Here is a 13,790-nt window from a genome sequence, read left to right as displayed (position 1 = left end):
CGGCGCCTCGCCAGCCGCGGCGGCGCCGGGCAGACTGCGCCGGCGCGTGCCGCACCGGGGGGAGGCCATGATCCGCAACGTCCTGTTCGTGATGTGCGACCAGTTGCGCTGGGACCACCTCTCCTGCGCCGGCCACCCTTTCCTGCGGACGCCGAACGTCGACGCGCTGGCGCAGCGCGGCGTCCGCTTCCCGAATGCCTTCGTGCAGAGCGGCATCTGCGGCCCCTCGCGCATGTCCTTCTATACCGGCCGCTACGTCTCCTCGCATGGCGCGACGCACAACCGCGTGCCGCTCTCGGTGGGCGAGGTCACGCTGGGCTGGCACCTGCGGGAGAGCGGGCGGACGCTGGCGCTCGCCGGCAAGACGCATGTGCTGCCGGACGCGCATGGCATGCGGCGCCTGGCGCTGGACGGCCAGACCGACCTGACGGCGCTGCTGCGGGAGGGCTGGTTCCGCCTGGTGGACCGGCATGACGGCCATCATGGCGAGCCCGACAGCGCCTATGCCCATTGGCTGCGGGCGCAGGGCTATGACAGCCGCGACCCCTGGACGGATTTCGTCATCGCGGTGGAAGGGCCGGACGGGAAGCCCCTGTCGGGCTGGAAGATGCGCAATGCCCGCCTGCCCGCGCGCGTCCGGGAGGAGCACAGCGAGACCGCCTATACCACCGACCGCGCCATCGAGTTCATGACCGCCCAGGGTGACGAGCCCTGGGTGCTGCACCTGTCCTATGTGAAGCCGCATTGGCCCTACATCGCCCCGGCGCCTTACCACGCTCTGTACGGGCCGGAGCATTGCCTGCCGGTGCAGCGCCATGCGGCCGAGCGCGGCCCGGACGCCCACCCGATGTTCCGCGCCTGGCAGGATGAGGAGGTGGCGGAGAGCTTCCAGCGCGACGAGGCCATCGCCACGGTGCGCCCGACCTACCAGGGGCTGATCCGGCAGGTGGACGACCATCTCGGCCGGGTCTGGGAGACCATGGAGCGGCTGGGGCGCTGGCGGGACACGCTGGTGATCTTCACCGCCGACCATGGCGACTACCTCGGCGACCATTGGCTCGGCGAGAAGGAGCTCTTCCACGACTGCGTCCAGAAGGTGCCCTTCCTGGTCTACGACCCCTCCCCCGCGGCGGATGCGACCCGCGGCACCGAGGACCCGCGGTTGGTCGAGGCGATCGACTGCGTGCCGACCATCCTGGAGGCGCTGGGTTGCGATCCCGCGCGCCATGTGGTGGAGGGGCGGTCGCTGCTGCCGGCGCTGCGGGGCGAGGCCGGCGAGGACTGGCGCGATTTCGCCGTCAGCGAGCTCGACTGGACCTTTCGCGGCGCCCGCCGCCGGCAGGGCCATGCGGTCGGCCAGCACATGGCCTGGATGGTCCGCACCGACCGCTGGAAATACGTCCATTGGACCGGCGGCTATCGGCCGCAGCTCTTCGACCTGCATGGCGACCCGGAGGAATTCCACGACCTCGGCGCGGACGGCACGCTCGCCGGCGTGCGGGAAGCCATGCGGCACCGGCTGCTGACCTGGTTCACCCGCCTCAAGTCCCGCACCACCATCACCTGGGCGGAGGCCGAGCAGCGCACCGACAGCCACAAGAAGGCTGGCGTCTTCCTCGGCGAGTGGTGACGGGCCTCATGCCGGCCGATGGCTTATTGTCTGGCACGCAGCCGCCACGCCGTCAGCGCACCGCGCTGACCTGCGCGCGACGCCGACCGGAAGACGTCAAGTCGTCTTCCGGTCGGCATCAGGGCCCCGCCACCATCGCCCCGACCGGGTGGTAGTCCCGCCCGAAATAGATCAGCCCATGGTCGTGCTGGCTGCCCAGGCGGATGCCCTGCACCTCGCCGAAGACCACGAGATGCGTGCCCTTCTCCACCATCTCGGTGATGCGGCAGTCGAAGGCGGCGACGGCGCCCTGCAGCACCGGCGCGCCGGTCGCCAGCGTCGTCCAGGTGCCGGCCTCGAAGCGCTCCTCCATCGTGCATTTGGTCACGCCGGCGAAGACCATCGCGGCCTCCTTCTGCCCGGCGGCGACGACGTTCACGCAGACCGTGCCGTTCGCCTTCATCGCCGGCGCCGCCGTCGCGCCGCGGTTCATGCAGAGCAGCAGCGTCGGCGGCTCGTCGGTCACGCTGCAGACGGCACTGGCCGTGAAGCCGCCGCGGCCGGCCGGCCCTCCGGTGGTGATGATGTTCACCGCGGCACCCAGGCGGGCCATGGCGTCGCGGAATTCCTGGCGGGTGACGGTCATCGCGGATGCGCCCTGCTGTTCGGCGGCGAGTAAAGCATGGGCAGGGCGAATGGGAACCGGGGGTGGCCGCCGCTCAGGGCCGGCAGGCGCCGCCGCCGGGCCGGAGCGACAGGGCGAAGCAGGCCGCCGCATCGGATTCGCCAGCCAGGCGGCCCAGGGCCACCGCGAGCGGCGGCAGCAGCGCCTCGACCGGAGAGAGGGAATCGGCGGCGGCGAGCACCTGCAGCGGCGCGTGCAGCGGGGGCTGGGTGGCCGCCGGCAGCAGGGCCAGCAGGAGGGCGCCGAGGAGCAGGCCTCCCCTGCCCCGCTCGCGGACGCCCCGCACCACCGGCGCCGCGGCCACGGGCGGCACCGCCGGCATGGCATCGGCGGAGGTCTGGTCATAGGTGGCCCAGACCTGCTCCCATTCGTCGTCATGGGCGCGGACATGCATTCTTGACAGTCCTCGATACCCCGTCGGAATAGCCTTAGGTTGACGCGCCCGGAAAGACAACCCCCACGGGCAGCGGCAGGTGCATAGCACACGGCATGCGCGCAAACCACGGACCGGCCGGCGGCCGGTGCCTCAGGCCCGGGCCGATCCTGGCGCGGCAGCCCCGCCCGGCGCGTGGCCTTCCATGTCGGGCGAGCCGATTCAGACCTCCGGGCCATCCGGCCCTTCGGTCATCGGCACGCCTCAGCGCGCCCGCGCGGCCGAGAGCGGCGTCGAGACCTCCTCGAGCGGCTTGCCCTCGGCGGCGAAGCCCAGGCGCCATTCGGTGAAGGCGGCCAGCAGCATCAGCAGGGCGGCGCCGAAATAGCCCCACATGATGTCGGTACGCGCGCCGCTCGAGATCAGCCAGCCGAAGAGGGTCGGGCCGATGACGCCGCCGACGCCGGTGCCGATGGCGTAGAAGAGCGCGATGGCCATCGCCCGCATCTCCAGCGGGAAGCTCTCCCCGACGGTCAGGTAGGCGGCGGACGCGGCGGCGGAGGCGAAGAAGAAGATTACCGTCCAGGCCAGCGTCTGCTCCCAGGCCGAGAGCCAGCCGGCGGCGAAGGCGGCGCCGGTCGCCGCCATCAGGATGCCCGACAGCGCATAGGTGCCGGTGATCATCGGCTTGCGGCCGATGGTGTCGAAGAAACGGCCGAGTGTCAGCGGCCCCATCAGGTTGCCCAGCGCGAAGGGCAGCATGAACCAGCCGACGTGATGCGCGGGGATGGCGTAGAACTTCGTCAGCACCAGCGCATAGGTGAAGAAGACCGCGTTGTAGAAGAAGGCCTGGCAGGACATCAGGGTGAGGCCCAGCACCGCCCTCTCCCGATGGGTGTCGAACATGGCGTGCCAGACCTCGGCGATGCTGGCGGCGCCGCGCCGGTGCAGCACGACATTGCCGTAGGAGGGCGGCGGCAGAGGGCCCTTGGCCTCGGTCACGTCGCGCTCGATGGCGCCGACGATCTGCCCCGCCTCCTCCGGCTTGCCGTGCAGCATCAGCCATCGCGGGCTCTCCGGCAGGTGGCGGCGCAGCAGCAGCACCACGACGGAGAGCGCGCCGCCGACCACGAAGGCGCCGCGCCAGCCGATCTCAGGATCGACGATGGCGGGGTCGAGAACCACCAGCGCCGCCGCCGCGCCGATCGCGGCGCCGCCCCAGAAGGTGCCGTTGACGCAGAGATCCGTGGTGCCGCGGTAGCGCGCCGGGATCAGTTCCTGGATCGCCGAGTTCACCGCGGCGTACTCGCCGCCGATGCCGGCGCCGGTCAGCAGCCGGAAAAAGGCGAAGGACCAGAAGTCCCAGGCGAAGCCGGTGGCGATGGAGGAGACCATGTAGACGCCGAGGGTGACGAAGAAGAGCCGCCGTCGCCCGATGCGGTCCGCCAGCCAGCCGAAGCCGAGCGCGCCGAAGACCGCGCCGATGAGGTAGGCGGAGGCGGTCAAGCCGATCTGCGTCTCGGTCAGCGCCAGGCTCGGGCTTTGGTGGATGGCGCCGGCGAGGCTGCCGACCAGCGTCACCTCCAGCCCGTCCAGCACCCAGGTGATGCCGAGCGCGATGACGACCCGCCAGTGAAAGCCCGCCCAGGGCAGGCGGTCGAGCCGGGCGGGAACATCGGTCTCGAAGCGGTCGCCCCCGGTGGGGCCCGGCACGTCGCGCATGGGGCGTTCTCCTCGGGGGAGGAAAGTCCCGGGAGGGCGCGCGGTTGCGCGAGCGTCAGCCGCCGGTCACGGGCAGGGCCCGAAGCGGATCGCCTCCACTCGCGCATCCAGCGGGGCGCGCGTGTCGTCGGTATCCGTGCCGATCGCGATCTCCTGCAGCGGCGGCGCCGCCGCGCCGAAGGCGGCGTGCCAGTCGGCGGCCAGGTTCACCCGCTGCTCGAACCATTGGCCATGCGGCGAATGGGCCGGGCGCAGGACGCGCACCTTGCCGAGGCCGTGCAGCCAGGGGCTCGGGAAGGACGAGGGCTCCGTGCCCGTCCCGCCCCAGACATAGATCAGGACGCTCTTCGGCAGGTCGTGCCCGCCCGCCGCGGCCTGCGCCATCGCATGGCGGGCGCGCTGCCAGGCGGTCGCCCGTGGCGGCCAGCCGGCGAAGCCGACGGCGATGGAGAGCGCCCGGTCGTCGCCGCCCTGGCGCGTCAGGTCGGTGGGCGGCGGGCCGGCATCCACCCGCCAGCGCCAGGCGAGGCAGGCGGGCTGGCCCTGCACCTTGCGCCAGACGAAGCTGCCCTGCCCCACCCCCTCCACCGCGACGCCATCGCCGAGCGGGCGGAAGCGCGCCGGCTCCAGCCCGTGCCAGGGCGCATGGGTCCAGCCCGCCGCCTCGAGCGAGCCGGCGGGATGCATCGGCCCGGCGCCGAGCAGCAGCGCGGCGCCAAGTGTCACGGCAAGGGGCATGGCAAGGCGCGACATGCATTGTTAGATGCCGGTGGCAAAGCCCGAGACAAGGAGGGGACCATGCCAGAGATCGACATCGCCGCCACGGACGGCAGCGGCAGCTTCGGTGCCTATGTCGCCCTGCCGAAGCAGACGCCGGCTGGTGCCGTCGTCATGATCCAGGAAATCTTCGGCGTGAACGCCACCATGCGGCAGCTGTCCGACTGGGTCGCCGAGATGGGCTTCATCGCCGTCAGCCCCGACCTGTTCTGGCGGCAGGAGAAGGGCGTCCAGCTCGACCCCGATGCCGGCCAGGCGCAGTGGGACAAGGCATTCGCCCTGATGAACGGCATGGACCAGGGCAAGGCGGTGGAGGACCTCCAGGCCACCATCGCCCATGCGCGGAAGATGCAGGGCGCCAACGGCAAGGTGGCGACCATGGGCTTCTGCCTCGGCGGGCGGCTGGCCTACATGGCGGCGGCGCGCACCGATGCGGATGCCAATATCAGCTACTACGGCGTGGGGATCGAGGGCCTGCTGGGCGAGGCGGGCGCCATCAAGGCGCCGCTGATCCTGCACATCGCCGAGAAGGACAAGTTCGTCCCGCCCGAGGCGCAGGCGAAGATCCTCGAGGGGCTGAAGGGCCACAAGCAGGTCTCCGCCTATGTCTATCCGGGCGTGGACCATGCCTTCGCGCGCATGGGCGGCCATGCCTGGGACGCGCGGGCCGCGACCATCGCCAATGGCCGCTCGGCGGAACTGCTGGCGCGCGTGCTGGGCTGAGGCCGCGCAGGGAGGGTTCGGGTCGCGGGGTCCGCGTCGGGGCCGCCCGACCGGAGATAAACCCATGCCGGGGTCCGGGGGGTCGCCTGACCCCCCGGCGGGGGTCCAGGGGGCAGCGCCCCCTGGCCTTCTACCGCCGCTCCTTCCCGGGCCGCGGATAGTTGGCGACCATCTTCTCCGCCATGTCATGATAAGCATCGAGGGCAGCGGCCGCCCCGGCGCGGTCGCCCGCCTCCGTCAGCGCCGCGACGCGGTCCAGCCCACCGCGCAGCGCCGCATAGTCCAGCGGCAATTGCTTGTGCCGGTCCGGCCGGCCCGCGAGGCGCGTCGCGTCGCCCTGCGGGAAGCCGCGCTCCACGCGCCGCATCTCGGCATTGACCGTGTCCACCACGAAGCGCGTCAGCACCGCGTCGCCACGCGTGATGGTCCGGTCGAGCAGCGCGACATAGGCGGCAAGCTCGCCCATCTCCAGCCGGAAGGTCGCGGGCTGCACCGCGTCCTCCGCCGCGCCCGCGGCCTGCAAGAAGGCGAGGATATCGGCCCGCTGCGCCTCGGGCAGGCCCGGGTTGTGGCCGGCGACCGCCGCGTCCAGGTCCGGCCAGCGCCCGTCATGGCCATAGGGCGCGCTGTCCACCACGTTCATCAGCGTCGGCGTGCGGAAGCGCCCCTCGCTGCCCACGTCATGCGCGCGGCCGTCGGTGAAGGCGGTGCCGGGCACGTGGCAGCCGGCGCAGGCCTCGGCGAAGGCGGCCTCGCCGCGCCTCTCCTGCGCCGTCGCGCCCTCGGCCAGCCGCCCCTCGCCGGTCATGCGGGCATTCGGGATGAACTCGAACTCGTTCATGTAGGCGACCAGCGCGTCGAGGATGATCGGCGCCGGCTCCGGCCCGCCGAACTCCGTCACGATCACGTGGCGGGCGAATTCCCGGAGCGAGCCGATGCGCCCGTCCCGGCCATAGGGGCCGAGGAAGCGGATGCCGCGCAGGCTCGGGATGTCCACATGGTTCTCGGCGCCGTCCTCGGCGAGCGGGTTGAACAGGCTGCCCGTGGGGTCGAGCCCGCCCTTCCGCGCGGAATGGCCGGGGATGTGGAAGTCCGGATTGGCGTGGCCGTTCACGTGGCAGGAATTGCAGGAGAGCCCGGCCTGCCGCGCCGTCTCGCCATAGAGCAGGGGCGAGGAGAAGGCGGTGTTGCCGAGGGCGACGAGGAAGCTCTGCCGCCCCCCCGCGACCTCGCTGCGCAGGATCTGCGCCGGGAACTTGTCGAGCGGCGGGTCGATCTGCGATCCCTCGGGCAGCGCCGCGGCGCCGAGCAGCACCGATGCCGCCAGCACCGCCGCGTGCTTCAGCAGGGCGCCGCTCCTCCGCCCCGCGCCCTTGCCCCGGCCGGACCGCGCTAGAATTTCCATGCCCATCCCAGCAGCCCCCCGAAATCGTTCGCCGCCTCGCCGGCCTCGCGCAGCCGCCGCCAGCCCACCGTGACGGAGGCGCTGCGCAGGATCGGCAGGGGCGCCACGAAGTAGAGATCATAGGTCAGGCTGGCCGTCTGCTGCACGCGCGTGCCGCGCAGGCCCTCCGCCCGGTCGTCGTTCCAGTTCGAGAGATAGGCGTAGGAGATGGTCCAGGGCGTGCGCCGCAGGTCGAAGCCAGCGGTCAGGTATTCGGTCGTCCGGTTGCGGTAGCCGCCGGCCTGGTCGGCATGGACGAACTCGGCGAAGGGCGCGGCCTCGAGCCGCTGCGGCAGCGGGATGGTCCAGAAGCCGCCGAGTGTCCAGGACTGCTCGGTCCCGGCCCGTCCCGCCTCCACCGCATCCTGCCCCGCCTTCCGCGCGGCGTAGGACGCCGTGTAGCCCGCGAGGCCCCGCGGCATCGGGATGCCGTAGCCGGCCATGGACACCACCGTGCCGCCGGCGAAATCCGTGTTGTCCGGGCCGCCGGTGCCGCGGCGGTTCTGCCAGCGGTAGACGGTGCGGCTCACCGTCTCGCCCGTCTCGGGGTCGACGCTGGTGCGCTGCTGCGCCCAGCGCCCGCTGAGCGCGCCCCAGGAGAGCGCGGTGCGGTCGGCCTCGAAGACCTCGACCTGCAGGTTGTGCGAGCCGATGGTCCGCGTGAGGCCGAGCAGGTCGGAGGCCCAGAGCCGCGCGCCGACGCCGATCTTCTCGGTGAGCTCGTACTCGCGGCCGAAATCGGTGCCGAAGAGGCCGGGGCCGCGGTCCCAGGCGCTGCCGAAGCGCGGATGGATCTTGCCGCCGAAGAGGTCGAGGACGCCGCGGCTCCAGGTGAGATACAGCTCATCCGCCCAGAGCGTCTGCTCGCGGAAGACGCTGCCGCGGCCATCCGGCACCTTGTCCGTCTGCTCCAGCCGCAGCACGCCGTTCACCGCGAAGCCGTAGGGCAGCAGCAGATAGGCGGCAGCCAGCGACTCGGTGAAGAGATTGCCGTTCGCCCGCGTCTCGCGCCGCTTGCCGTTGACGTCGAGCTCCAGCGTTGTCTGCACCTCGCCGCCGAAGACGATGTCGTCGCTGCCGCCGCGCGTCTGCGTGCCGGTGCGGTCCGCGACGCCCGGGCCGACGTTGCGCATCTGCGCCTGCGCGGGGGCGGCGAGCAGCAGGAGCGCGGCTAGAAGCGCAGGGAGGGCCCTGGTCGCGGCAGTGCCGCGACCCCCGAACCCCACCCGCCAAGGGCTTAAGGCCCTTGGATCCCGAGAGTCATCGCTGGAAGAGGGACCCCCGCTGGGGGTCCCTCTTCCAGCGATAAACCCACGCCGGTCCAGGGGTCGCTCGACCCCTGGCGGGGGGAGCGCGAGGGGGGCAGCGCCCCTCTCGCTTCCACGCCGGAGGCTCATGCCACCACCCGCGCCGCGATGTCCTGGATCCGGTCGGAGCGGCTGCGGACGGAGCTGACGCTGGTCGGCAGGCGGCCCGGCGGCAGCAGCTCGGGGTAGGCGAGCTTGCGCAACTCCTCGAGGATATCGGCGGCCTCCGCCCATTCGGTCGCGGCGCGGCCGGCAGCGCGCTGCTCGGCCGCGGTCTGCGCGGCATAGGCCAGGAAGCCCATGCTGTCGTGGTACTCCACGACGTTGACGATGCGGCCGCGCTCGATGCTCTCGCCGTAGTCGGAGGCGACGTCGTAGACCATCATCGCGACATGGCTGAGCATGAAGCGCGGGCTGGCCAGGCGTTCCGGCGCGACGGCGCGCTTGGCGGCGGCGAGCTTGGGCGCGAGCGAGGTCCAGGCGTCGCCGAAGCGGCCATTGGTGCCGGTATTGCCGCCCTCGGCCCAGCCCTCCATCACCTCCAGCTCGCGCTCGAATTGCGGGGCGCGGCGGGCCGCGAGCCGCGGCTCCAGCCAGGTGTAGAGCTCGCGGATGGGGTGGCCGAAATGCGGCACGGCGAGGCGTGCCTGCCCGGCCTCGAGCAGGCGGCGGCCGACGATCAGGTGGCCTTCCAGCAGGCCCACCTTCTCGAGGTAGTCGGCATCCGCGGCCTCGGGCGTGGAGGCGTCGCGCTGCGGCACCTCGGCAACGCGGCGCAGGCCGCCGCGGCAGATCGGGATGTCGAGATCGGGCGCCGGGCGGGCGGGCGCGGCCATGGCGCGCAGGGCGGCGCTGGCGGCGAGTCCGGCCGGGAGGGCGAGGAGCAGGCGTCGGTTCATGGGGCCACCGCGATTGCGAATAACTCGCAACCGGGTAGCCGTCCCGAGGTGCGGGGCGCAATATCGCTGCTTACGCTGCGTTACAGACTGGAAAGCGAGCGCGGCGCCGAAGCATGCAGGAACGGCGGAGTGGATGCGCATGCTCCGCGCAGAGGTCCTGGCCGGCATCCCTGGCGAAAATCCGCGACACTCCATGATCGGGCCCGCCGGGCCCGACCCGGCCCTGCAACCCCCTGCCGGCAAAGGATTTCCGGCACCCCGGCGATGCTCGGGGCAGGCCCGGGCCCGGTGCCGGCCGCTGGCCCGGATGCCGCGGCAGGCCGCCCGGGCGGTTTCGTTGTCGCCCTGTCAATCTTGCGCAGATTTCACCTGGCCCTCAGACGAAGGCGGGCTTCTGGTCGCTGCCGAGCAGCCAGCGCCCTACCGTCTCCAGGTGCCAGGGCGTCGCCTGCAGGTGCTGGGAGACGCTCATGGCGTCGCGGAAGCGCCGCTCGAACTCGTTCGACTCCAGCACCGCCGTGGTGCCGCCGGCGCGGTAGCAGGCGATGGAGACGTCGGTCGCGCTGCGCATGACCGTCGTCGTCGCCAGGCGCAGCGCGATGCGGCTGTCCATGGAGAGCGTGCCCTTCGCCGCGGCCTCCGCCCAGACCTCCCGCGCCGTGCCCAGTAGGTACATCCGGCCGCCGCGCAGGCTGGCCTCGAGCTGCGCGATCTCCGACTGCACGCCGTGGTTCTCCGCCATGGGCTGCGCCCCGGCGCGCGCGGTCTTGCCGCGGGCGAGCGCGACATAGCGGTCCAGCAGCCCGCGGGCGACGCCGAGGGCGGTCGCCGAGAAGCCGGTGGCGTAGCAGAGATGGGACGTGATGGCGGTGATGGGCCGGCGGTCGCGGCGCAGCTCGAAGCGGTCGCGGATGCAGGCATGCGCATCCGGGATAAAGAGGTCCTCGACCTCGTAGATGTCGCTGCCGGTGCCGCGCAGGCCGAGGGAATTCCATTCCGGCGTGACCTTGGCCTGGTCGCGCGGGAAGAGCACCGTCACGTCCTCCGGCTTGCCCTCGGGCGAGAGGCGCGGCGAGCCGTCCGGATGGACCACGGGCATATGGGCGCCGAGCAGCGTGCAGTGGCGGTTGCCACTCGCGAAGTCCCAGGTGCCGGTGACACGGTAGCCGCCGGGGACGACCACCGCCCTTGCGCGGTTGTGCCGGGCGCCCCAGGCGAGCGCGGCCCGGCGGTCGCCGAACAGCGCCTGCACCACCTCGGGCGCCAGATAGGCGGCGGAGCTCATGGCGGAGACATTGCCCTGGCAGACGCCCCAGGCGGCGCTGGCATCGCCGATGGCGATCGCCTCGCAGACCTCGGCGAAGTCGGGCAGGGCGATGTCGAGGCCGCCGATCTCGCGCGGCAGCAGCAGGCGGAGCAGGCCGTTGTCGAAGAGGGCGTCGCGGATCTCGGGGGTCAGTTCCTTGGCCGCCTCGATCGCGGGGCTGCTGGCCTCGAGCAGCGGGACCAGGGCGCGGGCGCGGGCGACCGGGTCGGCGCCCGAGAGCGCCACCGGGCGCTCGATCTGCACGGCGCCGAGTTCGGCTGCGGCCATGGCTTGGACCTCCCTGGGGTATTTGCCGGGAGGCTAGCAGGCGCCCCGGCCCAGTCAAGTCGGTCGCCCGACCAAAACGGAAGTGCGGCGGGGCGGAGCGACGGCGCCCGGTCAGCGCCGCAGGCGGGCGAGGGTATCGGCCTCGGCAGCCCGGGCGATCGCCGCAGCGTCCTCCGGCAGCAGCAGCCGTTCCGCGACCAGCCGGGCGGCGGCGGCCTTCACCGCCTCGGCATAGGCTGTCGGCGTCGGGTAGCGCGCCTCGAGCGCCGGGCGCGGGTCGTCGGTCTGGCGCCCGGCGCGCGTCGCGGCGAAGGGCACCACCGCGCCGGTGTTGTAGCAGAGCGCGCCGGGGGCGAAGCCCTCGGCCCGCGGGTTCCAGCCGGTATAGGTGGCCTTCGGCACCTCGATGACCGGGCCGCGGACGCCGCCGATGGCGTTGCCGTCCGCATCCACCCGCGGCACCAGCACCGTGTACTCGCCCTTCACCACGGGCGGCATCGCCGTGCTGTCCACCAATTGCGCCGGCCCGACCTCGGCCCGGTACCCGAGGAAGGGCAGGTTGGCGTAGAGGCCGGCGGCCGGCACCAGCGTGCCCGCGGCGCGGGTCGGGTAGCGGCTGGCCGGCGGCTCCACACCCTCGCGAAGCCAGGCCTCCAGCGCCGCGAGCAGCGCCCGCATCGGCGCGCCGGCCTGCAGCGGGTTTACCGGCAGGGTGCAGCGGTCGATCCTCTCGGCGACGGCCTGCGCCGCGGCGAAATGCGGGTGCCCGGTCATCATGTAAGCCCGGACATCGGGCGGCAGGTCGATGTGATTGCCCCGCGTGTCGGTGACCAGCAGGGAGGCGCGGGCGCCCCAGAACTCGTACTCGCTGTCCGTCTGCATGATGCGCGGGCAGGTATTGGTCGCGCGGCAGCGGAGCATGAGGCCGTCGCGCCGCCCGGTCAGGTGGTCCTCCGTCGCCGCATAGGTGAAGGGGAACTGGTCCGCCGGGTAGAGCCGGTCGGCATGCGGCGTCGGGTTGCGGCCGGGCTGGGCGAAGCGGGCATTGGTGAAGGTCCGCCGCGTGCCGGGGATATGCGGCAGCATGGCCTCGAAGACCCGGCGGCCCGCCTCGTCCTCGTTGAAGCCGAGATGGAGGTAGTCCCGCACGAAGCGGCCGGATTGCGAGATGCCGGTCAGGATCGCCTGGTCCACCGTGCCGCGCTGCCCGGCGGCGAGGGGGTTCTGCGGCCCCTTCTCCCGCCGCAGGAAGGTAGCGACGTCGCGCACCGCGGCGAAGGCCATGCCCTGCACAACGGGGTCCTTCGCCGTGTAGATCAGCTCATACAGCGCGCCGGCATCGAAGCCGGCGGGCCGGGTGATCTCGACCCGCATCGGGTCGAGGAAGCGGAAGGAGAGGCCCGCAGGCGTCTGTCGCGCATCCTCGGCGCGGGCGCGGACGGTCAGGGTCGCGCCCTCGGTCGTCGCGGCGGGGTAGGTCAGCGGCATGGTGACCGGGCTGCGCGTGTGGTCGAAGAGGAACTCCTCCCGCGACGGGCCGGTGACGCCCGGCACGACGGGCGCCGCCAGCCGCATCCCCTGCCCCGGCGCGATATCCGCCTGCCAGCCGACCCAGACCAGCGTATAGCCCTGGCGCATGAGGTGGCCGTTGCCGGGATCGGTGCCCTTGGCCAGCCCATTCGCGCCGGGCAGGTCGTTCATGAGCTGGCCGATGATCTCGCGGCCGCGGTTCGGCACCTCCAGCAGCAGGGTGCCGTTGCCGCGTTGCGCTTCGGCCGGGCGGAGGATGACCACCTCGGCCACCGCCTCCACGCGCCCTTCGGCATTCCGTGGCGCGAGGGCGATATCGGCGATGATGGCGTTGCGCGGGTCGGTGGGGTCGAGGGCGATGGTCGCCCTGGCCGCGATTCGCTCGTAGCGGCCGCCCGGGCCGAATTCCTGGCCGCCGAAGGCGGGCGCCGGGGCGCCCTGCAGCTCGAACCGGGTGACCTCGGCGTGCGCGGGCGCGACGGCGAGCAGCCCGGCGGCCAGCAGGCCGGGGATGGCATGGCGCATGGACGGTATCCTCCTGCGCCGCAGCCTATCTCAGCCCAGGCGTTGCGCCACCCAGTCCGCGCGCATCAGGCGATGGAGGATATGCGGCCGGGCCGGATGCCCCTCCGGCAGGCGCGGATGCTCGAAATCCTCGCCGCGGGCCATGCCGAGCTTCCGCATCAGCCGCCAGGAGGGCTCGTTCGCGACGCGGGTGAAGGCGACGACCTCGGCGAGGCCGATCGGGCCGAAGCCGGCCGCGAGCGCCAGCCGCGCCGCCTCCTCGGCGAAGCCCTGGCGCTGCTGCGCAGGCGCGATGCGCCAGCCGATCTCGACGGCCGGGGTGAAGGGCGCCTCGAAGGCGACATGCAGCAGCCCGACCGCGCCGATGCAGCCCGGCGCCGCGCGCCGCTCGACGCACCAGAAGCCCCAGCCATGCGCCTCGATATGCGCCTGCAGCCGCGCCATCCAGGCATCGCTCTCCGCGGGCGACATGGGCGAGGCGAAATGGCGCATCGCCTCCGGGTCGGTGTTGATGGCGGCGAGCGGCCCGGCATCCGCCGGCCGCCAGGGGCGGAGGACGAGGCGCGGGCCGTGCAGCGTCATGGGCGCGGGCATGCGCGCTG

At 72.7% G+C, this 13,790-nt stretch carries 12 protein-coding genes; 2 read left to right on the top strand and 10 right to left on the bottom strand.

Annotation, left to right across the window (positions count from 1 at the left end):
• Nucleotides 1-67 precede the first annotated feature (67 nt).
• Nucleotides 68-1,630, top strand: a complete 1,563-nt coding sequence (locus tag Q7A36_RS15640) for a sulfatase-like hydrolase/transferase (RefSeq protein WP_305104651.1) — start codon at nucleotides 68-70, stop codon at nucleotides 1,628-1,630.
• 118 nt (nucleotides 1,631-1,748) lie between these two features.
• Here Q7A36_RS15640 and Q7A36_RS15635 read toward each other — a convergent pair whose 3' ends face one another.
• The 4 genes from Q7A36_RS15635 to Q7A36_RS15620 form a co-directional block, all read right to left on the bottom strand.
• A complete protein-coding gene (locus Q7A36_RS15635) occupies nucleotides 1,749-2,255 on the bottom strand; it encodes a flavin reductase (protein WP_305104650.1) in 507 nt (168 codons plus the stop codon).
• A gap of 73 nt (nucleotides 2,256-2,328) precedes the next feature.
• Nucleotides 2,329-2,688 (bottom strand): hypothetical protein, encoded by a 360-nt coding sequence (locus tag Q7A36_RS15630; protein ID WP_305104649.1) that lies wholly within the window; start codon nucleotides 2,686-2,688, stop codon nucleotides 2,329-2,331.
• A 243-nt stretch (nucleotides 2,689-2,931) separates the two neighbouring features.
• Complete coding sequence (locus Q7A36_RS15625; protein WP_305104648.1) at nucleotides 2,932-4,389, bottom strand: MFS transporter; 1,458 nt, start codon at nucleotides 4,387-4,389, stop codon at nucleotides 2,932-2,934.
• A gap of 66 nt (nucleotides 4,390-4,455) precedes the next feature.
• On the bottom strand, nucleotides 4,456-5,142 hold the full coding sequence (locus Q7A36_RS15620) for a DUF3047 domain-containing protein (protein WP_305104647.1): 687 nt from the start codon (nucleotides 5,140-5,142) through the stop codon (nucleotides 4,456-4,458).
• 45 nt (nucleotides 5,143-5,187) lie between these two features.
• Here Q7A36_RS15620 and Q7A36_RS15615 point away from each other — a divergent pair, with 45 nt between their 5' ends.
• The gene (locus Q7A36_RS15615) at nucleotides 5,188-5,889 is read left to right on the top strand and encodes a dienelactone hydrolase family protein (protein ID WP_305104646.1); all 702 of its coding nucleotides are present in this window, start codon (nucleotides 5,188-5,190) and stop codon (nucleotides 5,887-5,889) included.
• A gap of 130 nt (nucleotides 5,890-6,019) precedes the next feature.
• Here the strand turns inward: Q7A36_RS15615 and Q7A36_RS15610 are convergent, their stop codons facing one another.
• The 6 genes from Q7A36_RS15610 to Q7A36_RS15585 all read right to left on the bottom strand — a co-directional run bounded on the left by Q7A36_RS15610 (nucleotide 6,020) and on the right by Q7A36_RS15585 (nucleotide 13,782).
• Nucleotides 6,020-7,294 carry a cytochrome c peroxidase gene (locus tag Q7A36_RS15610; RefSeq protein ID WP_305104645.1) on the bottom strand — a complete coding sequence of 425 codons (1,275 nt, stop codon included), beginning with the start codon at nucleotides 7,292-7,294 and terminating at the stop codon, nucleotides 6,020-6,022.
• Nucleotides 7,282-8,466: a hypothetical protein gene (locus Q7A36_RS15605; RefSeq protein WP_305104644.1), complete on the bottom strand. Its 1,185-nt coding sequence runs from the start codon at nucleotides 8,464-8,466 to the stop codon at nucleotides 7,282-7,284. Before Q7A36_RS15605 ends, Q7A36_RS15610 begins: the two co-directional genes overlap by 13 nt.
• 260 nt (nucleotides 8,467-8,726) lie before the next feature.
• Nucleotides 8,727-9,539: a hypothetical protein gene (locus tag Q7A36_RS15600; protein ID WP_305104643.1), complete on the bottom strand. Its 813-nt coding sequence runs from the start codon at nucleotides 9,537-9,539 to the stop codon at nucleotides 8,727-8,729.
• 376 nt (nucleotides 9,540-9,915) lie between these two features.
• Nucleotides 9,916-11,133: an acyl-CoA dehydrogenase family protein gene (locus tag Q7A36_RS15595; RefSeq protein ID WP_305104642.1), complete on the bottom strand. Its 1,218-nt coding sequence runs from the start codon at nucleotides 11,131-11,133 to the stop codon at nucleotides 9,916-9,918.
• Between the two features lie 111 nt (nucleotides 11,134-11,244).
• Entirely contained in the window at nucleotides 11,245-13,188 is a 1,944-nt protein-coding gene (locus tag Q7A36_RS15590) for an alpha/beta hydrolase domain-containing protein (protein WP_305104641.1), read from the bottom strand.
• 30 nt (nucleotides 13,189-13,218) lie between these two features.
• Nucleotides 13,219-13,782 carry a GNAT family N-acetyltransferase gene (locus tag Q7A36_RS15585; protein ID WP_305104640.1) on the bottom strand — a complete coding sequence of 188 codons (564 nt, stop codon included), beginning with the start codon at nucleotides 13,780-13,782 and terminating at the stop codon, nucleotides 13,219-13,221.
• Nucleotides 13,783-13,790 lie beyond the last annotated feature (8 nt).

Source organism: Paracraurococcus lichenis (assembly GCF_030657435.1).
GTDB classification, from domain to species: domain Bacteria; phylum Pseudomonadota; class Alphaproteobacteria; order Acetobacterales; family Acetobacteraceae; genus Paracraurococcus; species Paracraurococcus lichenis.
This window is presented reverse-complemented; position numbering and strand designations above follow the sequence as displayed.

Bases quoted from the DNA above. Each gene is read 5' to 3' on its own strand.
- Q7A36_RS15640 (WP_305104651.1), top strand. From the start codon at position 68: ATGATCCGCAACGTCCTGTTCGTGATGTGCGACCAGTTGCGCTGGGAC.
- Q7A36_RS15635 (WP_305104650.1), bottom strand. From the start codon at position 2,255: ATGACCGTCACCCGCCAGGAATTCCGCGACGCCATGGCCCGCCTGGGT.
- Q7A36_RS15630 (WP_305104649.1), bottom strand. From the start codon at position 2,688: ATGCATGTCCGCGCCCATGACGACGAATGGGAGCAGGTCTGGGCCACC.
- Q7A36_RS15625 (WP_305104648.1), bottom strand. From the start codon at position 4,389: ATGCGCGACGTGCCGGGCCCCACCGGGGGCGACCGCTTCGAGACCGAT.
- Q7A36_RS15620 (WP_305104647.1), bottom strand. From the start codon at position 5,142: ATGTCGCGCCTTGCCATGCCCCTTGCCGTGACACTTGGCGCCGCGCTG.
- Q7A36_RS15615 (WP_305104646.1), top strand. From the start codon at position 5,188: ATGCCAGAGATCGACATCGCCGCCACGGACGGCAGCGGCAGCTTCGGT.
- Q7A36_RS15610 (WP_305104645.1), bottom strand. From the start codon at position 7,294: ATGGAAATTCTAGCGCGGTCCGGCCGGGGCAAGGGCGCGGGGCGGAGG.
- Q7A36_RS15605 (WP_305104644.1), bottom strand. From the start codon at position 8,466: ATGCGCAACGTCGGCCCGGGCGTCGCGGACCGCACCGGCACGCAGACG.
- Q7A36_RS15600 (WP_305104643.1), bottom strand. From the start codon at position 9,539: ATGAACCGACGCCTGCTCCTCGCCCTCCCGGCCGGACTCGCCGCCAGC.
- Q7A36_RS15595 (WP_305104642.1), bottom strand. From the start codon at position 11,133: ATGGCCGCAGCCGAACTCGGCGCCGTGCAGATCGAGCGCCCGGTGGCG.
- Q7A36_RS15590 (WP_305104641.1), bottom strand. From the start codon at position 13,188: ATGCGCCATGCCATCCCCGGCCTGCTGGCCGCCGGGCTGCTCGCCGTC.
- Q7A36_RS15585 (WP_305104640.1), bottom strand. From the start codon at position 13,782: ATGCCCGCGCCCATGACGCTGCACGGCCCGCGCCTCGTCCTCCGCCCC.